The organism is Vagococcus zengguangii, from assembly GCF_005145005.1.
Classification (GTDB): Bacteria; Bacillota; Bacilli; order Lactobacillales; family Vagococcaceae; genus Vagococcus_A; species Vagococcus_A zengguangii.
In genome coordinates this window covers 478,456-499,440 of record NZ_CP039712.1, presented here as the reverse complement: position 1 = coordinate 499,440, position 20,985 = coordinate 478,456, and the positions used below count along the sequence as shown (strand labels likewise).

General features: G+C 35.3%; 21 protein-coding genes and 1 other RNA gene. 4 read left to right on the top strand and 18 right to left on the bottom strand.

Features of this window, described 5'->3' with window-relative positions; genetic code table 11:
* Positions 1–46: 46 nt before the first annotated feature.
* The 15 genes from FA707_RS02400 to dnaX form a co-directional block, all read right to left on the bottom strand.
* Positions 47–1,084 carry a DUF916 domain-containing protein gene (locus tag FA707_RS02400; protein WP_136952728.1) on the bottom strand — a complete coding sequence of 346 codons (1,038 nt, stop codon included), beginning with the start codon at positions 1,082–1,084 and terminating at the stop codon, positions 47–49.
* A 24-nt stretch (positions 1,085–1,108) separates the two neighbouring features.
* The gene (locus FA707_RS02395; RefSeq protein WP_136952727.1) at positions 1,109–2,095 is read right to left on the bottom strand and encodes a DUF916 domain-containing protein; all 987 of its coding nucleotides are present in this window, start codon (positions 2,093–2,095) and stop codon (positions 1,109–1,111) included.
* A gap of 30 nt (positions 2,096–2,125) precedes the next feature.
* The gene (locus FA707_RS02390; protein ID WP_136952726.1) at positions 2,126–3,172 is read right to left on the bottom strand and encodes a DUF916 domain-containing protein; all 1,047 of its coding nucleotides are present in this window, start codon (positions 3,170–3,172) and stop codon (positions 2,126–2,128) included.
* Between the two features lie 34 nt (positions 3,173–3,206).
* Positions 3,207–3,707, bottom strand: a complete 501-nt coding sequence (locus tag FA707_RS02385; protein WP_136952725.1) for a hypothetical protein — start codon at positions 3,705–3,707, stop codon at positions 3,207–3,209.
* Entirely contained in the window at positions 3,700–4,029 is a 330-nt protein-coding gene (locus FA707_RS02380; RefSeq protein WP_136952724.1) for an EF2685/EF0750 family sortase-dependent surface protein, read from the bottom strand. Before FA707_RS02380 ends, FA707_RS02385 begins: the two co-directional genes overlap by 8 nt.
* Positions 4,030–4,257: 228 nt before the next feature.
* Complete coding sequence (locus FA707_RS02375) at positions 4,258–5,211, bottom strand: WxL domain-containing protein (protein ID WP_136952723.1); 954 nt, start codon at positions 5,209–5,211, stop codon at positions 4,258–4,260.
* 493 nt (positions 5,212–5,704) lie between these two features.
* Positions 5,705–6,580, bottom strand: a complete 876-nt coding sequence (gene rsmI, locus FA707_RS02370; RefSeq protein WP_136952722.1) for a 16S rRNA (cytidine(1402)-2'-O)-methyltransferase — start codon at positions 6,578–6,580, stop codon at positions 5,705–5,707.
* Between the two features lie 86 nt (positions 6,581–6,666).
* Complete coding sequence (locus FA707_RS02365) at positions 6,667–7,008, bottom strand: DNA replication initiation control protein YabA (RefSeq protein ID WP_136952721.1); 342 nt, start codon at positions 7,006–7,008, stop codon at positions 6,667–6,669.
* On the bottom strand, positions 7,008–7,826 hold the full coding sequence (locus FA707_RS02360) for a PSP1 domain-containing protein (protein WP_136952720.1): 819 nt from the start codon (positions 7,824–7,826) through the stop codon (positions 7,008–7,010). Before FA707_RS02360 ends, FA707_RS02365 begins: the two co-directional genes overlap by 1 nt.
* A 10-nt stretch (positions 7,827–7,836) precedes the next feature.
* Complete coding sequence (gene holB / locus FA707_RS02355) at positions 7,837–8,775, bottom strand: DNA polymerase III subunit delta' (protein ID WP_136952719.1); 939 nt, start codon at positions 8,773–8,775, stop codon at positions 7,837–7,839.
* A complete protein-coding gene (darA, locus tag FA707_RS02350; protein ID WP_136954158.1) occupies positions 8,775–9,107 on the bottom strand; it encodes a cyclic di-AMP receptor DarA in 333 nt (110 codons plus the stop codon). The genes holB and darA overlap by 1 nt, the downstream gene beginning before the upstream one ends.
* 29 nt (positions 9,108–9,136) lie before the next feature.
* Positions 9,137–9,772 (bottom strand): dTMP kinase, encoded by a 636-nt coding sequence (tmk, locus tag FA707_RS02345; protein WP_136952718.1) that lies wholly within the window; start codon positions 9,770–9,772, stop codon positions 9,137–9,139.
* A 71-nt stretch (positions 9,773–9,843) separates the two neighbouring features.
* Complete coding sequence (gene recR, locus FA707_RS02340; protein ID WP_136952717.1) at positions 9,844–10,440, bottom strand: recombination mediator RecR; 597 nt, start codon at positions 10,438–10,440, stop codon at positions 9,844–9,846.
* Between the two features lie 284 nt (positions 10,441–10,724).
* Entirely contained in the window at positions 10,725–11,039 is a 315-nt protein-coding gene (locus FA707_RS02335; RefSeq protein ID WP_171028923.1) for a YbaB/EbfC family nucleoid-associated protein, read from the bottom strand.
* 37 nt (positions 11,040–11,076) lie between these two features.
* Positions 11,077–12,813, bottom strand: coding sequence for a DNA polymerase III subunit gamma/tau (dnaX, locus tag FA707_RS02330; protein ID WP_136952716.1), 1,737 nt, complete (start codon positions 12,811–12,813; stop codon positions 11,077–11,079).
* A gap of 211 nt (positions 12,814–13,024) precedes the next feature.
* Here dnaX and FA707_RS02325 point away from each other — a divergent pair, with 211 nt between their 5' ends.
* The 3 genes from FA707_RS02325 to FA707_RS02315 are packed head-to-tail and all read left to right on the top strand — an operon-like array spanning position 13,025 to position 16,205.
* The gene (locus tag FA707_RS02325) at positions 13,025–14,266 is read left to right on the top strand and encodes an SPFH domain-containing protein (RefSeq protein WP_136952715.1); all 1,242 of its coding nucleotides are present in this window, start codon (positions 13,025–13,027) and stop codon (positions 14,264–14,266) included.
* Between the two features lie 35 nt (positions 14,267–14,301).
* The gene (locus FA707_RS02320; RefSeq protein WP_136952714.1) at positions 14,302–15,387 is read left to right on the top strand and encodes a TFIIB-type zinc ribbon-containing protein; all 1,086 of its coding nucleotides are present in this window, start codon (positions 14,302–14,304) and stop codon (positions 15,385–15,387) included.
* Positions 15,384–16,205, top strand: a complete 822-nt coding sequence (locus FA707_RS02315) for a TPM domain-containing protein (RefSeq protein ID WP_136952713.1) — start codon at positions 15,384–15,386, stop codon at positions 16,203–16,205. The genes FA707_RS02320 and FA707_RS02315 overlap by 4 nt, the downstream gene beginning before the upstream one ends.
* 350 nt (positions 16,206–16,555) lie before the next feature.
* Here the strand turns inward: FA707_RS02315 and ffs are convergent.
* An RNA gene (gene ffs, locus FA707_RS02310) (signal recognition particle sRNA small type) lies at positions 16,556–16,650 on the bottom strand.
* Positions 16,651–16,674: 24 nt separating this feature from the next.
* On the bottom strand, positions 16,675–17,220 hold the full coding sequence (tadA, locus tag FA707_RS02305; protein ID WP_136952712.1) for a tRNA adenosine(34) deaminase TadA: 546 nt from the start codon (positions 17,218–17,220) through the stop codon (positions 16,675–16,677).
* A 133-nt stretch (positions 17,221–17,353) separates the two neighbouring features.
* On the opposite strand from tadA, the gene FA707_RS02300 reads away from it, so the two are divergent.
* Entirely contained in the window at positions 17,354–18,043 is a 690-nt protein-coding gene (locus FA707_RS02300; protein WP_136952711.1) for a hypothetical protein, read from the top strand.
* A 207-nt stretch (positions 18,044–18,250) separates the two neighbouring features.
* On the opposite strand, the gene FA707_RS02295 is transcribed toward FA707_RS02300, so the two are convergent.
* On the bottom strand, positions 18,251–20,974 hold the full coding sequence (locus tag FA707_RS02295) for a YhgE/Pip domain-containing protein (RefSeq protein WP_136952710.1): 2,724 nt from the start codon (positions 20,972–20,974) through the stop codon (positions 18,251–18,253).
* Positions 20,975–20,985 lie beyond the last annotated feature (11 nt).

Genomic DNA, 20,985 nt, shown 5'->3' with positions numbered 1-20,985 from the left:
ACCATACACTCCTTTCATCAAGTGCCTAAACAACATACATCATTATTTAATGTTTTTTTCTTAATACGGTACTTATTGCAATAAGCAATACAATAGCAAAACCACTTGCTGCCATTAAAATAAGCGAATTTTTGTCATTATTAGGCATCAATTTAGATATTTTAACACTAAGATTTCGATCATCTTGATTTTTTTTGACTTTGATGTCTTTTGACAATTCCCACTGTTGACTTTTTTTCTTATTATAAATTTTAAGCTTCAATGTATAGCTTTCTTCATTAAGTTGCTGACTAGTTATTTTTTCTAAATTTCTATAGAGACTGTTCGGTGCCATGTCGAATTCTTCTTTATTCATCGTAAAAATAAGTTGCTCTTTTTCATCATAAAGCTTTGCTTCGTATGAGTAACCTTTAAGGATTTTACTCACTTTATTTTCTATAGAAAAAGATAACGTTTGATTTTCATCATTTTTGACCAATGTCGCATCAAGTAACCCAAAATCTTCTTTGACATCTTCTCTACTATTTCTTACGACAACACCTATAGTTTGTGATAAGATATTTTTTACTTGAATCCCTACTTGCTGATTTACTGCTTTCTCTCCGGCAAGCTGTTCTTTTAGTTCTTGGTGAATATCTATACAACCTAATAACACACCATCAAATTTTTCAGTTGGTGTTTTGAGTGTAAAAACTACATCTTTTTGTTCATCTTTTTCCAGTGTAACTGTTTGTTTTTTTGAAATAATATCACTGAATTTTGTAGGAATACTATCACTTAATTGATGGCGATTGCCTACATAATCAATATCACCATTTTCATTAGTAGTGGCTGTATATGGTGTTAATATAAGTGTTATTTTTTGGGGGCTAATATTTCTAACCTTAATAGATAACTCTTGTTCTTTATCTGGTGGAACAATGACATCAAAATAACCTAAATTTTTTTCTTTCTGACTTTGTGGTACATTGATTCGCACATCATAGGGCATTCCCCCTTCTATTTCCTCTCCATACGTCATCATGGAATTAAAGAAAACTACTAGAAACAAAATAAAGCAACCAATTAAATGTTTATATTTCATTTATTTCACCCTTTTTTCAACGACTTAATTATTTTTCATTTTACTCCTACCTCGTAATTCCTTCATTATGATTAAAAATAAGATAAAAACGACGGTTAATAATATATAAAATACCAATTTATCATTAATTTTCTTTCTTTCTTCCAATTCGTGAAGCTGATTTTCCTCTTTGGAAGTAATTAGAATATCATCTACAAAACGCCACTCATCCTCTGTATTTTTAAGAATAATTTCGTAACGGTAATGCCCTTTCTTTAGATTCTCATCCAAATAAATTGGCAATTTAAAACGATTGTTTGGAGCTATACTAAGATTATCTCGAGTTTCTTTATATATAACTTTTTTTGACTGAATATCAGACAGTTTAAACTCTCCTTTTAAATGTGCGACTAAAGTTTGTGTTGGGTTATTTAGTGTCATGGCAATCGCATAATCGGAACCAAAGCGCTCCACTTCTATTTTTTGATAGTGAATCTTTGGTATGACTTCATGAGAATTTTGACGGATTTGAATAGCAAAAGTATACGCATATAAATTTGCGACCATCTCTTCTGATTCCTTCTTTTCGCTAATCGTTACCCCACCCAAGATAACGCCATCAAAATTTTGAGATACCATTTTAATAGGAATTTCAAGTTGATGTTCACTCCATGCTGGAACCGTTACCTGCATCTTTGTTTTATCAAAAAGGTCGGTTACTTTCACACGCTTGTCATCGTAAAATGTAGGGATATCCTTGGAATAATCAACAATGCCGTGACTATTAGTTGAAGCGTCACAAATAGTTATTGTAAATACTTTAGCTTGTTGACTCTCATTTGAAATAGCAATAGGTAATGCATCTGTTTCACCCGGTGCCAATAATAAATTAAAATACTTATGATATTCTTCTAATTGGTGGGCTGCAGGTAATATCCTAACTGAAAAGTCGGTATCTGTAGCCTCTTTCTTATTAGAGAAGAGAATCATACCTAACAAAACCAGCACTAAGCGAACTAATTTATTCGACATACTGTCATCATCCGTTCTGAGTAATTCATACTAATCATTGTTTTTTCTTTTAACTATTAAGTAAATTAAAATAGTTATTAAGATAACGATGATAGATCCTAATAATATAATTAATAACCAGTTGATGTCTGATTTAACCTCACCATAAGTTTCCTCTATAATCGCTTCTCGTTCTTTCCTAGTAACACTAAATTTTTTAGACAAATCCCAATGTTCAGTCTTATTTTTATTATAAATACGCATTTTTAATTCGTAATTGCCTGTTACGAACTTATTCGGATCGACCGCTGATGAGAAATTAAAAATTGAATTGGGTGCCATGGCAAATGATTTATTTTTAATATCAGCAACTTTTTCACCTTTTTTATTAGTAACAGAACCTTCTAATGAATAATCTGAAAATAACTTAGGCGACATATTTTTTATCTCACTTGTTAGCGAAAAACTCCCACTATTATTTGAAATTCCAACTTTACCTAGCTCAAACTCAAGGTTGGTTACGACATCTGTTTCTCTAACAATTGCTGCAATATAAGTAGAAAAAACATTTTTTATTATAATATTTCCCTTTTTATTCGTATCCTTTTCTTTTTCATCTGAACTTTTTTCTTCTTGAAATACAAAGCTCCCCACAATTGAACCATCAAACTCTTTTTCAGGCAGTGTCATTTCAAACGTAATTACTTTTTCTTCAAATTTTTTCAATGAGACCGTTTGTTTTTTAGAGACAATTGTTGAAAATTCAACTGGTAGATTCTTAGTGAGTGGTAGATTATCATCCATATAATCAACTGTTCCTGAAGTAGCAGTTCTAGCAGTATATGGAGTAACGTTGACTTTGATTGGATGATTGCTTGTGTTACTAATTTTCATTTTAAATTCCTCTACGTTACCAGGTCTCGATAATAAATCAAAATAACTAACATTCGGATTTACTTGCGTTTCTGAAAAGATTGGTTCGACAATATATGAAAGCATTCCTTCAGCCTCTTGTTCGGCAAATACCATTTGTTTCGTTGCTATCAGACATACTAAACTAACCAACAGCATAACTGTTTTTTTTATCATTTTACTCATCTTTAAATTCACGTCCTTTTTTACAAATTTAATTCTAGCTTTCTGGTCCTTGTACTAAGCTCCATATCACTTTAGTGGAATAATTATCTGGTATTACTTTCGGCGAAATCGTTAAATAGGCTAAAAATTCTCGTGACTGATAAACATCGTAGTCTCCAGGTAATTGATTAGCAACAGGTTGAAATTCGTTATTCAATTTGTTTTTTTTATCATTAATGGCTAATTTGAGTGAATCATCCCAATGATTATCCACTTTTTTAACCTGAACATTCCAACCTTCAAACTGGGTTGTGTAATCTGAAATAATTAGTTGACCTGTTTTAGATAATACTTGGGTTTTATCAGACAAAGTAATTTCACCAAAGTTTAAAGATTTATCAACGCAGTTCAGAGATAAGTTACCTGGTGGAATCATGACGGTTCCCGTTGAAACATACCCTTCACCGGACAACTCAGTAGCTAATAACTTGGGACTCGTTACTATTAAAAAGCTCAAGAAAATTATCCCAATTACTTTGAATAGTGACTTATTCATTATCAAACACCTCCTTTTCCCTCAATAAAATCACGATTGAACATAATAGTATCAAGACTCCAAACAAAGACATGTTTTGACTAGTGATTTCATTTGTTTGCGGAAATCTCTCATTATTTGTGGTAGAAATCGTTGCTTGTCCATCTGAAGGCAATGGTAGTTTGTTATCATTACTTTCTTCTGATGATGCAGAAGGTGCTTTAATTGAAACACTAACATCCGTATGATCATAAGTTGAAGCTTGTTGTGAAATTGGATTAATGATAAACAAATGCAATGTCATAATTACTATGAATAACTTGTAGCGATATTTCTTCAGCAATTCTTTTTCCCTCCTTTACGTATCGCTTTATTTTTTAACTATTCTAAAGACCAAAAAACCTCAATCGTCATTCTATAAAGTAAAAAGACGATTGAGGAAAATTATGTCACTATATGCTTAATGAAAGATATAGTCTTGAACATGGATCATGTCCTCATAACTTAACATACTATAGAATACTTAAATTGGTGATACTACTATCCTTTTATTAAACTATAAATAAAAATACTACAGTGTTTCAGAAGGAGTTTCTTCCGTAATAGTCCAGTTAAAAGTACTTGTGTAGGTACCTTTAGCATTAGGATCTTTTACATCCATGGTAGCATCAGCTACAGAAAATACCCATGTACCACGAGAAGTATTGTCACCGGTTACATTTGCGATTGTTTGAGTGGTACCCGCAGTAGCATCTCCGATAAAAGTTTGTGGATTAGCATTAACACTGCTAATAGGACTACCAAATTCTGTTTCTTCACTTACTTGTTGCATAGGAATATTAAAAATTGTAGAATCTAAAACTTTACCAGCATTTTCAAATGGAGATGTTTTTAAAGTTAAATTCCAACCATAAGTTTGTCCTTCTTTACGACGGTCAGACACTTGGATACGTTTAGCATAAGCCTTCGCATCTGTATAAACAGTTGAACTAGCACCTGTTTGATCCGCTAATTCTTGTCCAGACTCATCTATATAAACTTCTATTTCAGTAGGTTCTGATTCTCCTTCAACTGTTTTTTTCACTTTTTTCATCAATTTATTTTCAGCATTTAAGTACCAACCATCCTGTAAAACTAGCTGTTTATTATTAGTAGTACCATCATTATAGCTGAATATTTTGCTATCATTATAAATACCAACAGGTCCATCTTGTTTTGCCTTTGTAAATGTAAAGTTAGCGATTTGGTCGATACTTAATGGATGTTTATCGCCAGTCCCTGGATTTTCAGGATCAGTTGGATCAGTTGGCGCTGGAATCAATGGATCTACCGGATTAGTCGTTTCTGGATCGGTTGGATCTGGAGTATATTCATTAATAATAACTTTCCCTTGTGAGTCAAACCCTGCAGGATTAGTAATTTCACCTTGTTCACTAATTTCCGAACCAGGTAATCCTTCCGCATGAACGGCTCCTCCAAAAATCATAGAGCTTGCTAGTACTGTAAATAGTGTTACTTTTTTCATTAGTTTCCCCTACCTTCATTATTTTTTATCATCTTATAAACTAGATGATAATTCTTCTAAAAACTAATCGATCCCTTGATAGTGATTTATATAAACTAGACTATCTTATCAACTAGTATCTAAGTGAAAAATCGTTTATTTTAACTTTTTCTAGTGCATGCCTCCTTTCTTAATAAAAAATAAAGTATGCAATAGATTTTTCACTTATTTACCCTTAATTATAATAGTTATAAAAAAAAATAAAGTTCAATTCAAAAAATTATTATTTTTGAATTGAACTTTTTAAAATAAAATTTTATTTATTATTTAAATTTAAAAAATCAACGATATTAACAATATATACAAACTATTATGTCCCTATTTTACAATTTAAAGTAAAAATAATGAGAAATAATTAAATATTAACTAAATATTTTTCTTTTTTTAGTCAAAAATATTTTCAATAGTGAAAAATTAATAATAGAATCTGTATTTAAAAACTATCATGGTATCCTTATATCTCATGATATTCTTTATAAACCTCTTGCTTTTTCAACCCTCTAATTTTCGCCACTTCTTTAATCGCAGCCTTAGAAGATAATTGCTGTTCTGTCATTAAAGTATCGACATGCTCTTTAATTGTTAAAGTTAGTTGCTCAGCTTGTTCTTGCGCCAGTTGCTCAGTTCCGCCACCAATTAGTAAACAACATTCTCCTTTAATATCGTTCTCTGACAAGTAATCTAACAATTCACGAATGCTACCACGTAAGTACTCTTCGTGGATTTTTGTCAACTCACGGCATAAAACAACCGGATGCGTCTCTGGATAAACATCGAGCATATTTTCTAATGTTGACTTAACACGATAGGGTGATTCATAGATTATTTGTGTTTCTTCTCGCCCCATTAGTTTTTCAAAAATCGCTTTTTGTTCTCCTTTTTTACGAGGTAAAAAGCCGACAAAAGTAAATTGATCCGAGGGTAACCCTGATGCAATCAAGGCAGTCACGCCAGCAGTTGCTCCTGGTAAAGACACCACGCGAATATTCTCAACAATACACGCCTGGACTAAATCATGACCCGGGTCACTAATAGAAGGCATGCCAGCATCACTAACCTGAGCAATCGATTGACCCGCTTGTAAATAGGCAATTAATTCCGGAATACGTTGTTGACTATTATGTTCATGAAAACTAATTTGATTGACTTTGATTTCAAAATGATTCAATAATTTTTGTGTATTACGTGTATCTTCACTTGCCACCCAGTCCACTTCATTCAATATTTTAAGGGCGCGATAGCTAATGTCTTCTAAATTACCAATAGGGGTTGGGACTAAATACAAACAGCCTCTACCATCTAATTCTTTATAACTTTTTTGTCTATTCACGACGTTACTCCTTACAACTATATTATTTGTTCCACTTTAATTAAGTAAAAAAGTTGGGATCAGTTTCTACCTGTCTCCCAACTTCCTTACTTACGTTCGCCGTAGATAACGTCCAAACAAAAGGCACATTCTTCATCATTCTCACGTCTTGAACCGTAGTAAATATTACAAACATGGAAGCCATCTTCATAAATTTTTTCTAAGTTCATACGTGATTTTGATAACTCGTTCTTACCTGTTGCTGTCGCAGATGTTTCTTTTTCTAATTCAATTAGGCGTGAACGTAAATGTTTGTTTTCTACTTCTAGATGGACATTTTTTTCAGTCAAACTTTCAACGGTGCTCTTCATTTCACTCAAACGAAGAATCATTTGTTTCAAATCATTTTCAATATTTGAAAATTCATCATGCAAGGTTCTTTTGTCCATTAAACTCTTCCTTTTGCTAAAACTTTTATTTCCTCATGATCATAATCAATCGGCATTTCTTTTCCAAACAGTTTTACTTTTACTACCCTGTCCAATAAATTCAAGCCAATTACTCGACCTTTACCTTCTGGTGTTTCAACTTCATAGCCATAATCAGGCAATTCACGACGTGCCTCTTCATACATATCGTTCTCATATTTTAAACAACACATTAAACGGCCACACAGACCTGAAATTTTCGTTTGGTTTAACGATAAATTTTGATCTTTTGCCATTTTAATTGATACAGGCATAAAATCACCTAAAAAAGTTGAACAACATAGTGGACGACCACAAGGACCGATACCACCAAGTATTTTTGCCTCATCACGAATCCCAATTTGACGTAATTCAATGCGTGTTCTAAATTCAGATGCTAAATCACGAACTAAATCGCGAAAATCAACGCGACCATCTGATGTGAATTGAAACATTAATTTAGCACGATCAAACGAATAGTCGACTTTTGATAATTTCATTTCTAAGCCGTGCTCTCTGATTTTAGCTTTAGCTAAAGCCAACGCTTGTTTAGCATCTTCTATATTTCGTGCTTCTTGTGCTAAATCTTTATCAGTAGCACTACGAATGATTGTTTTTAATCCTTCAGGTAATTCTTCTTTTGATAATTCACGCTCTGCAATCGCGACATAGCCTAATTGCTGATTTTTATCCGCTTCAACTAAGACGCGCTCATTATATGAGTAAGTTTTGTTAGGTTCTCCTAAATAATAGTAAACTTGTCCTGCTACTCTAAATCGAACTCCGACAACTTTTACCATGGCGCTCACCTCATTTTCTTAAGACATGTAATACCATTTGCTCTAACGTTACTTGAAAAGAAACATTTGCTTGCCAATGCTGTTCAGCTTGTAACACTTCCGCAGTCAAATTAGCTAACTCAGCTTTTGACCACCTACTTAATTCTTTAAATAGCGATGTTTTTTGTCCTTCAATTAGTAACGTTAAATAGGCAACTAACAGTTGATAACACTGCGCTTGTTGCTGTTTATCTTTACAATGACGGACCAAATATTGCTGAACATAGACAAAACTATAGGCGTCCCGTTTAATCAAATAATGTAACCACTTTTCTACCATCTCTTGTAATTCATTGAACCACTCATCGTCTGATAATGCAAGCACTGTTTTTTTATCAGTGGTCATATTGCCGAGGATGTCGACTTTAGACTCACTGACACCTTCTTCAATCAAGGATTGTCGAAAAACAGCTTTTGGTAATGGTTCAAAGAAAATCACCTGACAACGTGATTGAATGGTTGAAATAACACGCTCTTTATTCTCGGTAATAAATACGATTTCTAATGAGCCACTTGGTTCTTCAATGAACTTCAACAAACTATTCGCCGCTTGAATCGTCATTTTTTCAGCTTGAGAAATCATTAAAAACTGTTTTGAACGTTCTAACCCGCTTTTTCCAAAATACGATTTAATTTGAGCTATTTGATCGATTTTAATGCTTTGACCATCTGGCTCGACTAAATGAACGTCAGGATGATTGCCTTCTTCTATTCTTAAGCAATCCGAACAATGCCCACAAGCTAGCGTTGCTTCTTCACAAAAATAGCACTGTGCTAACCAAATAGCTGTCTCCAATTTACCAGTGCCGGTGCCTCCTTCAAATAAGTAGGCATGAACTAATTGTTCTTTTTCAAGAACTTTTTTAAAAAAACGATATATATTAGGTTGCTTTGTTTGAATGTCTATCATTAGAATTGATGAAAACTATCGACTGGCAAGACAAAGACCGTTGCGCCACCGATTGGCACCTTAATCGTTGCCCCAATAAAGGTATCAATCGTCGGATCAATACTTGTCGTAGGGTTAGGCATATATTGTTCACGTGACTCACACGTTTCTTTGATAATTTCCAACACTTCGTCCACACGTTCGTCTTCAATCCCGATAATAAAGGTCGTGTTACCTGACTTTAAAAAACTTCCAGTTGTCGATAACTTAGTCGCACGAACATTATTTTCTGTAAACTTTTTTGATAAACGATGGGTATCTTGATCTTGTATAATCGCTAGTACTATTTTCATCATCTTTCCACCTTTCTGTGAGGTTACTTCTAGAAAAAGCGTTCTTTAATTGCTTTAAGACTTTCTGAAACAACCGTATTCAAATCCTTACGAGCATTAATCGTTACGATACGCTCTGGGTCATTTTCTGCTAGTTTAATATAACCATGTTGGACACGTTGATGGAAAACGGCACTTTCTTGGTCTAAACGATCTAACTCATCAGCGCTTCTTCCACGACGGATACGTTCTAAACCAGTATCAGAATCAACATCTAAATATAAAGTTAAATCAGGTAAAAGGCCTTCAGTCGCAAATTCATTAATTGACAAAACAGGCTCCATTCCAATTTTACGTCCTGCTCCTTGATAAGCTAGCGAACTATCCACAAAACGGTCACACAAAATAACTTTTCCTTCGTTTAACGCAGGAATGATTCGTTCAACTAAATGCTGGCGACGAGCTGCGGCATACAACAATGCTTCTGTGCGCTCATCCATTTCAACATTTTTAGGGTCTAAAATAACTTTTCTAATTTCTTCGGCGATTGGAATGCCACCAGGTTCTCTAGTTAACACAACTTTATCAGCACCCAATTCATTTTTTAATAAGGTTTCCAATCGTTTGACAACACTTGTCTTACCTGCGCCATCTGGACCTTCTATGGTGATAAAAATACCTCTCAAATTGCTCGCTCCTATCCAATATGTTACTACTTTAATTTTACTTGATAACTCGTCACTTGTCTATTTGATTCCTACATTTCACGACGACCTTCAACGGCTTTAAGCAAGGTCACTTCATCGGCATACTCAATGTCGCTTCCGACTGATAAACCATGAGCTAAACGTGTCACTTTAATACCGGCAGGCTTAATTAAGCGTGATAAATACATAGCAGTCGCTTCACCCTCAGTTGTTGCGTTAGTAGCAATAATGACTTCATTTATTTCATCATTATGCAAACGTTGGATAAGACTCGTAATATTAATATCATCAGGACCTGTGCCATCCATCGGTGATAATACCCCATGTAAAACATGATATTGACCACGATATTCACGCATTTTTTCCATCGACATGACATCTTTAGACTCTTCAACAACTAACACAACTGACTTATCACGAGATGTATCCTGACAAATTGAACAAACAGCACTTTCGGTAATATTGCCGCAAACATCGCAATAGTGTAAATCGCGTTTAACACTAATTAACGCTTTCGCAAATTCTGTTACATCATCTTCTTTCATATCAATCGTATAAAAGGCTAAACGAGCCGCTGTTTTTGCCCCAATGCCCGGTAATTTCATATAGCTTTCAATCAACTTAGCTATCGGTGTTGGATAATGCATGTTCTTCCTCATTTCTATCTGTTGAACTTTTAAAAAGAGCTGTGACAAATTATCACAGCCGCTTTCCTTGTATAATTTTAGGTAAAGATTATTAAAGTATTTGAATACTTCTGTCAGCGTGCGCATATACTTGAAGCTAAACGCGCCTTCAATCAATTTATATACGGGCTTTCAAGAGTAGCTCTTGCCAAAATAAGTTCCCTTACTCCAAAAATTAAAAAACAAATTTTTTGCGTAATTCATCTTATTTTTCAGAGCTAAGCACTCTTTCAAGCACCTTTTTTTTAGAACCCTGGTAGGCCTTTTGTGTATTTGCCCATTGTTGCTTCTGAATCGACTGTTACTTTTTTGATAGCGTCATTCACGGCTGTGATGATTAAATCTTGTAACATTTCTGGATCTTCTGGATCGATGACTTCTGGTTTAATATCTAAGCTTAACATTTCTTTTTTACCGTTAAATGTCACAGTTACTAAATCACCAGTTGTTGTTCCTGTATATGTTTTAGCTTCTAAAGCTTCTTGAGCTGTTGCCATTTCTTTTTGCATTTTTTGCATTTGTTTCATCATACCTTGCATATTTCCCATTCCACGCATCATAATTTAATTCCTACTTTCTTCTATAATAATAATTATTTTACTCTTCTGATATTTCAACTAATTCTTCACCAAAAAATTCAATGGCTTTTTCGACCACTTCTTGACTCGCTTGCTGTTGATCTATTTCTGCTACTTGTACATCCGGACTAATCGTTGCTTCTTGTTTCTTCTCGAAAGGATGTTCTTTTAGGTAGTCATTACGTAACATCGCCCAGCTGACTTCTGGAATGAAGACAGCTTTTAATGGCTTTTGAATTAAGCGTTGTAAGTTCATTTGAATCGCTTGTTGAAGTGAGTCATCATTGTTCAACATGTGACAAACAAAATCACTATCAAACGTTACGACCACTTCAGTATTACTTGCCGCTACCGGATGACTATTACGAATCATCCCTCTTTCACGAGTCGACAACATTTGTAATAAATCGCCCCATACGTCTTGCGTTTCTCGCAGACTTTCACGGGTTGCTTCTTTCAAAACATTATAAACTAAACCTTTTGGTAATTTGAACTGACTTGGTTTAGTTTTAGCTGATTGGACTTGTGGGGTTGTGCTACTTAGTGTCACACCATTTTGCTTAACTTCGGCTAATTCTTGTTGTAATGCTTCCAATTGTTGCTGTAACTGAACCAATTGTTCTGGTGCAATCGCCACTTGACCACTAGCTACTGGCACATCATTTGGTACGTTGATTCTTAATTTTGCTAACTTAACCGTTACGACTTCTAAATAAACCGTCGCGTGGGTACTAACTTTTAATTGTTGTTGTGTTTCGCTCAACAAATCAATATAGCGGTAAATTTTATCATTTGTTAACTCGCTCGCTAATTGTTTAAATCCTTCCGAAACATATCCACGTTGTAAGTTTAAAAATTCTGGTGCTTGTTTATAAATCAATAAATCACGACTATACAACAAGACATCTTCAATAAAACGATTGGCTTCCTTACCTTCTGATAATATTTTCTGTACACCTGCTAACGCTGCTTCAACTTCACCATTAGCACAATCAGTTAAGTATTGATCCATCATCTCATGAGTTAAACTCCCCGTTACTTGCAAGGCATCTTGTTCGGTTAAACGTTCATCACTAAACGATAACGCCTGGTCTAACAAACTCAAAGCATCACGCATACCACCTTCAGCAGCGCGTGCAATAATATACAGACTTTGCTCATCATAAGCATAGTCCATATCATTTAAAATATAACCTAAATGTTCCACGATATCTTCCGTTTGAATTCGTTTGAAATCAAAGCGTTGTGTCCTAGAAATAATCGTCGCCGGAATCTTATGTGGTTCGGTTGTAGCCAAAATAAATAATACATTTTGAGGTGGTTCTTCCAACGTTTTTAATAACGCATTAAATGCGCCTGTCGACAGCATATGGACCTCATCAATAATATAAACTTTGTAAGAAACTTGAGTGGGCGCGTATTTAACTTTCTCACGGATTTCACGAATTTCATCCACTCCGTTATTACTTGCCGCATCTATTTCAATAACGTCATTAAGACGACCTTCTGTAATAGCTTTACAAATATGGCATTCATTACATGGCTCGCCGTCCACTTGATTCGGACAGTTAATCGCTTTGGCAAATATTTTTGCCGCACTCGTTTTACCTGTTCCTCGTGGTCCGGTAAACAGATACGCATGAGAGGTTTTATGTTGCGATAGTGCATTTTTTAATGTTTGAGTAACCGTTTTTTGTCCCACAATGTCATCAAAACGTTGGGAACGCCAAACGCGGTATAATGCTTGATATGCCAATTTGACCTCTCTCCTTTAATTGATTAGATAAAAACATACCTCTTTCTATTATACGAAATTTTTGCCTAAAAAACTATCATTAATGTTGTCAGGTTATTTAATAACATTACCATTTATCAAAAGATTGATGTTTTCAATGCTTTTAATTTGTCCAATAACTTGCAAGGTTGATACAATGTAGTTATAAAAATAGGAATGGAGTGTTTATTTTATGGGATTAATTAAAGCAGCTGTTTCAACAATTTCTGGTAGCCTAGCTGATCAATGGCTTGAGGTCATCGAACCGGATAATTTAACCAATCGTACGTTGATGACAAAAGGCGTTTTAATGGTTAGAGATCGTAAAGGTTCTAACACCAAGCGTTCTGATGGTGTCATTACTGATGGCTCTGTTATCCATGTGTACCCTAATACCATGATGTTATTAATTGATGGTGGAAAAATCATCGATTACACAGCTGAGGAAGGTTATTATACTGTTAAAAATGAAAGTGCTCCTTCTTTATTCAACGGTAATTTAAAAGAAGCGATTAAAGAATCATTTAGCCGTTTCAAATTTGGTGGTGTCTCACCTCAAAACCAACAAGTAGTTTATATCAACTTACAAGAAATTACTGATATTAAATTCGGGACAAAAACAGCCTTAAACTATTTTGATAATTTCTATAATGCTGAATTATTTGTTCGTGCACATGGTAGTTACTCAATTAAAATCACTGACCCTATTTTGTTCTATGGAAACGTTGCATCAAAATCAAGCCCACAAATCGAAGCAGATGGTTTAGCAGAACAATATGCTGATGAATTCTTAACCGCTTTACAAACAACTATCGGTCAAATGTCGGTAGAAGGCACTCAAGTGAGTCATTTAATTTCTAAATCTACTGAATTAAGCGAACATATGGGCAATGTCTTAGATGACAAATGGACAACACTACGCGGTATCGAAATTGTTTCAGCAGCAGTTGCTAGCATTTCTTATGATGACACCTCTAAAGAATTAATCAACATGCGTAACAAAGGAGCGATGCTTGGCGATGCTAACATTCGTGAAGGTTACGTTCAAGGTTCTATTGCAAGCGGAATTGAAGCAGCAGGTTCTAACACAGCGGGTGCCGGTACTACCTTCATGGGTATGGGCATGGGCATGAACGCGGGTGGTAGTTTCATGGGTGAAGCCTCTAAAACAAACCGTGAAATGGCAGCTGCTCAAGCAGCAAATAATGCCTCAACTAACGCTACAGAATCTAACACTAACGAATGGACATGTCCTAACGACGGAGCAGTCAACACAGGTAAATTCTGTTCTGAATGTGGTGGCGCTAAACCTGCAGAACCAGGTGCTGGCATTCAAATGCGTTGTGGAGCTTGTCAAGAAGTCGTGACAATCAACGGCTCAATGCCTAAATTCTGTCCAGAATGTGGCCAACCATTCTCAGGAACAGCCGTTTAGCTCTTCACCTAACAACGCAATAAAGGAGCGATTTTATGAGTGAAGTAATGATACACAAATGTCCCAACTGTGATGGGCCATTAACATTCAATCCAACTACTCAAATGTTTCATTGTGGGTATTGTTCGAGTGATTTTACAGAAGAAGACATTACTTCTCTTGTCACATCAAAATCCGAACACGTTGAGGTTGAAGTCCCTGATGAAACAACTGACGATCCAAATGATACAACCTTCAGTACCTTAGAACTGTTTAGTTGTCCAACTTGTGGCGCTGAAGTGGTGACGGAAGCAACAACTGCCGCCACTTTTTGCTACTACTGTCACAATCCCGTCGTATTATCCGGACGAGTTAGTGGTGAATACTTGCCAGAATCCGTTGTACCATTTACAATTGAGCGCCAAGAAGCGATTGAGTCTTTCTTAAAATGGGGTAAGTCGAAAAAATTTGTCCCTAAAGATTTTTTTGACAATGAACAGGTTGAAAAAATATCAGGTGTCTACTTCCCTTACTGGGTCATTGATGGTGATATGAATGGAACTTACCGTGCGAACGCTAAAAATATCCGCGTTTGGATTGCTGGTGATATGGAAATGACCGAAACCAAATACTTCAACGTTGTACGCGAAGGGCAAATTTCTTTTAAAAACTTAGTCAAAAACGCTTTGAAGAAAAATTCGAAAGTCGCGATGATTGATTCGGTACAGCCATTTGATTTAACCAAAGCCAAACCATTTTCAAGCAAATATTTATCAGGCTTTTTAGCGGATAAACGTGACGTTGATTACGAAGAGATTCAAGGAGAAGTTCAAGCTGAACTACAATCTTACGGGACATCGATGATGAAAAATACCGTAACAGGCTTCACACAAGTTTATCAAGAGAATATTAGTTATCCTAATTTTAGTGACAAACAACAATACGTGTTACTACCTATTTGGATTTTGACTTATCGCGGGAAAAACACCCCACCTGACGAACCGTTCTACTATGCGATGAATGGTGAAACTGGCAAAATTAGTGGTAAATTACCCGTTGATAAAAAACGTCTCTTCATGCGTTCTGCTTGGATATTTGGGTTAGTCTTCATTCTATTGCTGATTGGAGGCTGGTTCATATGAGAACATCGCTAAAATATTTACTACTATTAGTTGCGAGTTGTCTGTTATTTCTTTTTCCACAACTTAGCCAAGCTAATGACGTTAAAGTATTAGATCATGCGGGGCTCTTTACAGCTGAAGAGAAAGCGGCGGTTGAGCAAGACGTTAAAGATTTTATCCAAACCACCAACATGGATGCGGTGGTACTAACAATTAACAATGCAGAAGGTTATGCCACTCGTGACTATGCGGCAGATTTTTATGACTATAATGGTTACGGCATTGGAAAGAACTATGATGGCTTTATTTTCATCATTGATATGGATAATCGTGAATTTTACGTTGTAACCTCTGGGAAAACCCATGCGTTACTCAGTGATTCACGTATCGATACGATTTTAGATAACGCCGAACCATATATGCGCAACGGGAACTACGCCCAAGCAAGTCAGGCTGTAATTAATAATATTACGCAGTTTAACGCCGAAGGTATGCCTAATGGTTACAAATATAATGAAGAAACTGGTCAATTAATTAAGCAGAAAAAAATCACTGGCCTAGAATTCTTATTCGCTTTTGTGATTGCAAGTATTGCAGCCATTGCAGCTTATGCAAGTGTGAATACTAAATATGCGTTGAAGAAAAGCACCTATACTTATCCATATGCTAGCCAAGGACAACTAAATTTAGCTACACAAAAAAATGATTTAGTCGACGTTCGCGTCACACGACGTTTCATTCCACGCCCTACTACAACACGTGGTACAACTACAAAAGGTGGCGGTTCTTTCACCTCAAGTAGCGGACGCTCACACGGCGGCGGTGGCCGAGGGTTCTAAAAAGTGATGGAAAGCGCGATTAACTTCGGAGTAATATGCGCACGGCGACGAAAATTATGCAATAATTTTTGAGAGTCGTGACATATTACCGAGGAAGTTGCGCTTGAAATCCGGATTATATAAAGTGATTGAGGAAGTGTTCAGCTTCAAGAAATATGCATGAGATGACGAAAGAATTTTTAATCCTTTTGAGAAGCTCATTATATTTCCGCAGAAGCTACTTCCGAAATTCGGATAAAAAAGTGATGAAAGGTACGATTAGCTTCTTCACATGCAAATAAAACAGGCCCCCGTAATGTACAAATTGATACATTACGGGAGCCTGTTTCTTCTATATAAATAACTTTTATTTTAAGATACAAAAAAAGGCACATGGCCAGACTACTTAGTGCTGCTTCCTTCCGGACCTGACACAATTCATAGCCTAACCATTGCCAAATATTATTTTAACCTATCTTCAAAAAAAATGCTAGTCTTTTTTTACGATTTCTTCTTTATTTAGTTTTGCTCTCTCCGCTAGCTTCTTGGCTTTCTTTTTATCTCGTAGCTTTTTAAAAAAGTCTTTTAGTAATTGTCCACATTCTTCTTCTAAGATTCCCGTTTCAATTGCCACTTGATGGTTTAATCGCTCGTCGCTTAATAATTGATATAAACTTTCCGTTGCGCCCCCTTTAGGATCAACCGCCCCATAAAACACTTGCTCAACACGCGATAAGACAATGGCACCACTACACATCACACAAGGCTCAAGCGTTACAAACAAGTCACATTCTTCTAAACGCCAACTTCCAAGTGATTGACACGCTTCTTGAATCGCCATCATCTCAGCATGTGTAATCGCATTTTGCGTTGTTTCTCGCAAGTTATGCCCTCGTCCAACTATTTTCCCTTGATAAACAACCACAGCGCCAATCGGTACTTCTCCTTTAGCCTGAGCGCGGTAAGCTTCCTTAATCGCTTCTTCCATATAAAACTCTTTTTCAACTAATGTATAGTTCCTTAATTCTACTGCCATCTACTTACCCTTTCACCTTCTCTATTTATCTTTATTTTATCATAATTTTGTGCTACTAATTCGCACTAGTCATACTTTCTTCAAATTCGTCTGCTATTATATATCAATCATACTAGAAAAGAGTGCCTATCTAATGAAGAAAATCATACTATTAAGTTATTTAGCATTATCTTTAAATTGCCTACTGGCCTTTCCAACGCATAGTATGGCAACGGCTGGTGGTGGTCATGTTAGTCATGGTTCTAGCAATCATAGCTCCGCTGGTCATACCTCATCTCGAAACAGTTATGGTCGGATAAACAACTCTCCTCACGCTCGTACATCACTATCATTTAATAAACTAATTATTTTTTCTGGTAGTATCTGTCTATTTATTATAGCGAAACGAAATAATAAAGAAACAATAGATCCACAAGAAAGCATTCCTTATTGGGCTATCCCCCTGGAAGAACCACTAAAAACAGAAATAAGTTCACTCTATCTTATTATTCAAAAAAACTGGTCTAATCAGACTTTATCGAATTGTCAACATTATTATAGTGAAGAGTTATATCTCCAACATCTACAATTAATACAAAATATGCAAAAAAGACAACAAAAAAATATTATCAAAAAAATAACTATCGAAAGTATCTATAATTACACCACCCTTGATGATACTCAATTTAAGGTAACCATTTGTGCTACCATGATTGATTACATTATAACTATCAATAACAAACAAATAAGTTCTGGAGATAAGAAAAGACGCGGCGTCATTAATGAGGACTGGTATTTCAAAAGAAAGCCTAATGGCCACTTGATTATTACTGAGATTAGATAAAAAATTCCCACCAAAAGAAAAAACTTTCTTTTGGTGGGAATTTTTTATTTATTCATCGCTCTAACTAATAGTAAATAAGCATTCAAAGCGTTGAAAAAACTACTATTCAATTAAGTAAGTAATCTTATCATTTGAGTTGTATTTACCTTTAGCTACTTTTCAACTTGAAATAACTGATGCTCCTATTCCTTTGCATCGATCATTTTCCTAATGCAATAAATGTCCTTCTTTTAATTTAGCATTTAATTTTCTAAAGATTGTGGTTACTTTTGGTGCTAGGATATAACCTATTATAGCAAATGTTGCCCCAACTGCGGCTAATACGATAATATTTTTTATCGCATTTGGCCAGTAAATACCACCTGTTGTTTCTCTTAACAAATTAACCGCATAAGTAAATGGTAAGAATGGATGAATCATATTAAAGAACTTACCGGACATTTGAATTGGGAAGTTCCCACCCCCTGCTGAAATAGACAACACTAATATTATAACCGCCATTCCTTTACCTAAATTACCAAATAAATGGACTAAGGCATAAACCATTGACATGAAGACTAAACTAATCAACAAAGTAAATAAGAAGTTCCATCCTGGATTAACCATATAGGCATTCAATAAGAAACGATTACCTAATGCTACGATAGCTGCTTGGGCCAATCCTACTGTTATAAAGGTCATGTAGCGAGAAACATATTGTTGACGCATGCTGTAACGCTTCTTCTGTTTACCATCTAAGTGCACCACTGTTGTCGCAATACTTGAGAACAAGACCGATCCAACCCACAGACACAACGCTGTATAGAATGGGGCACTTGCTGATCCATAGTTAGGAACTGGATAGATATCTTGCTCATTAATTTTAACTGGATTTGACAAGAAGTCACTCTCATCATTAGCATCTTTTTTAAGCAAACTAATCAAAGAACCTAAATCAACATTATTTTGACCTTTTCGAACTAAATCAGCCGCTTTTTGAATACCATTACGCACTTCTGGCCATTCGTCGTTAATAAAGCCTGTTGATAGCGTTAAAGCTTTCTCAATATCAGGCATTTTCTCATTAACTGTTCCTAACGTTTTGGTCAACTCTTCTTCAATTGCTGGCCATTCTTTTTGATAAAACGCCACGCCTTGATTCATCTTTTCTTCTAACTTAGGTAGGTCATTTTGATAAAAACTAGCCGCTTTATCGATACCATCTATCACTGTCGTCATATTGTCATTCAATAAAACATTGGCAGTATGAATTTCTTCTTTAATTTTTGGCAATTCACTTTGATACTCGTCAAAGAATTTAAGTGCCGTATTGATGGTCTCGGTCGTATTTGACATCACATCATCTAGTTGTGCTAACATATTTTGTTCATCGACTTTATGTGTCAGGTTATTCGCTGTATCAAGCATCGCTGAAACATTGGTCAAAATTCCCGTAATAGTTGTCTGAATTGAAGGTAATTCACCTTCTAGGTTCGTTGCATGAGAACCAATTTCTCCAGCTATTTGATTAATTTTAGAGATACTATCTTTAATCTCTTCAGTATTCATTGAATCGAAACCATTCACGACACTTGTCACAAATTGATTCAAGCCTTGTCCAGCTGTTTGGATATTTTTCAAACGATCGACAACCGGTTGTAAACTATTATCACCAGCTAACGCCATTAATTTATTTAGAGTATTAATCACATTTGTAATCATTTGATCTAATTTGGCCGATTGTGTTTGAAGAACGACTAATACTTGTTTAATTGCAGCTCTTGTTTCATCGTCTAACTCAGTTTTATCTAGAAATGCATTCAAATTATCGGTTGTTGTCATAACATTTTGAGCGACTAACACAACCACGTTTAAACCAGACGTCAAGCCGTCACCAATTTGTGGTAAGGCGGTTTGAATTTTTCCTACTTCATCAATAACTGTCGGTAACGTACCATTCGCTTGATCAACAAATCTTTGAACATCAGGCAACATTTCTTGCGCTTCTCCAATAATCTTTAAGCCTTTTTTAGATGTATCAACTGCTTTATTTAACGTTTCGACGATCTTGTCAAACTCTTCGTCAATCGTTTTAATTTGCTTACCAGCCTCTTTTATTTGGTCAGTTTTGCCTTGAAGGGTGACAACTAATTCTCCAACTTTTTTTAGTTCTGGCAATTTTTTATTTAATTCGACTAACTTATCGCCTACTTCATTTACTTTTGGTAAATAATCCACCACTTCATTGGCTTTATCTAGTTTTTCTTTATATTCTGGAAACTTATCATTTAGTTCCGTAATTTTTTTAGTGTAGCCATCAATTTCATCTAAATGCTCATCTGCCAATAATATTTTACTTGTCACCTTATTTAAGGTAGGCAGTCCTTCATCGATTTTGTAACCTGCTTGATTCAAGGTCTCAAAAACGGTTTTGCTAACTGTATCAATGAACTGAGTGGCAATCGTTGACTGAATAGCACTCGCTCCTTTTTCTGTTACTTTTGGCGCAATCGCATTAATTTTTTGATTCACACGATAATCAATTTCAGGTTTTTTAATGTCACCATTGACAAAACTAACCAAGTTTTTGGAAAAGTCGCTAGGAATGACAATTCCTGCATAATATTTTCCACTTTTAACACCCTTATCTAACTCAGCTTCTGATTTAACAAATTGCCAGGAAAAATTATCATTTTCTTTCAAATTTTTCAGCATTTCATCGCCAATATTGACCGATTTGTCCATTACCTCTGCACGTTTATCTTCTGAGTAAATCGCTACTTTAATATCTCCCGTACTTGAATACGGATCCCATAAAGCTGCAATATTAAACCATGCATATAATGAAGGAATAACCATTAAAGCCATGATCAACATTAACGTTAATTTATTTTGATAAACACGATGCCAATCTAGGCGATACAATTCAAATACTTTTTTCAATCGCTTCATACAAAATCCTT

What these genes read in the sequence shown, in the direction of transcription:
- FA707_RS02300 (WP_136952711.1), top strand. Translation starts at nt 17,354, where the DNA reads ATGAAGAAAATCATACTATTAAGTTATTTAGCATTATCTTTAAATTGC.
- FA707_RS02395 (WP_136952727.1), bottom strand. Translation starts at nt 2,095, where the DNA reads ATGTCGAATAAATTAGTTCGCTTAGTGCTGGTTTTGTTAGGTATGATT.
- FA707_RS02325 (WP_136952715.1), top strand. Translation starts at nt 13,025, where the DNA reads ATGGGATTAATTAAAGCAGCTGTTTCAACAATTTCTGGTAGCCTAGCT.
- FA707_RS02390 (WP_136952726.1), bottom strand. Translation starts at nt 3,172, where the DNA reads ATGAGTAAAATGATAAAAAAAACAGTTATGCTGTTGGTTAGTTTAGTA.
- darA (WP_136954158.1), bottom strand. Translation starts at nt 9,107, where the DNA reads ATGAAAATAGTACTAGCGATTATACAAGATCAAGATACCCATCGTTTA.
- FA707_RS02360 (WP_136952720.1), bottom strand. Translation starts at nt 7,826, where the DNA reads ATGGTAAAAGTTGTCGGAGTTCGATTTAGAGTAGCAGGACAAGTTTAC.
- holB (WP_136952719.1), bottom strand. Translation starts at nt 8,775, where the DNA reads ATGATAGACATTCAAACAAAGCAACCTAATATATATCGTTTTTTTAAA.
- FA707_RS02365 (WP_136952721.1), bottom strand. Translation starts at nt 7,008, where the DNA reads ATGGACAAAAGAACCTTGCATGATGAATTTTCAAATATTGAAAATGAT.
- FA707_RS02320 (WP_136952714.1), top strand. Translation starts at nt 14,302, where the DNA reads ATGAGTGAAGTAATGATACACAAATGTCCCAACTGTGATGGGCCATTA.
- FA707_RS02385 (WP_136952725.1), bottom strand. Translation starts at nt 3,707, where the DNA reads ATGAATAAGTCACTATTCAAAGTAATTGGGATAATTTTCTTGAGCTTT.
- FA707_RS02400 (WP_136952728.1), bottom strand. Translation starts at nt 1,084, where the DNA reads ATGAAATATAAACATTTAATTGGTTGCTTTATTTTGTTTCTAGTAGTT.
- FA707_RS02315 (WP_136952713.1), top strand. Translation starts at nt 15,384, where the DNA reads ATGAGAACATCGCTAAAATATTTACTACTATTAGTTGCGAGTTGTCTG.
- recR (WP_136952717.1), bottom strand. Translation starts at nt 10,440, where the DNA reads ATGCATTATCCAACACCGATAGCTAAGTTGATTGAAAGCTATATGAAA.
- tadA (WP_136952712.1), bottom strand. Translation starts at nt 17,220, where the DNA reads ATGGCAGTAGAATTAAGGAACTATACATTAGTTGAAAAAGAGTTTTAT.
- FA707_RS02295 (WP_136952710.1), bottom strand. Translation starts at nt 20,974, where the DNA reads ATGAAGCGATTGAAAAAAGTATTTGAATTGTATCGCCTAGATTGGCAT.
- FA707_RS02375 (WP_136952723.1), bottom strand. Translation starts at nt 5,211, where the DNA reads ATGAAAAAAGTAACACTATTTACAGTACTAGCAAGCTCTATGATTTTT.
- FA707_RS02335 (WP_171028923.1), bottom strand. Translation starts at nt 11,039, where the DNA reads ATGATGCGTGGAATGGGAAATATGCAAGGTATGATGAAACAAATGCAA.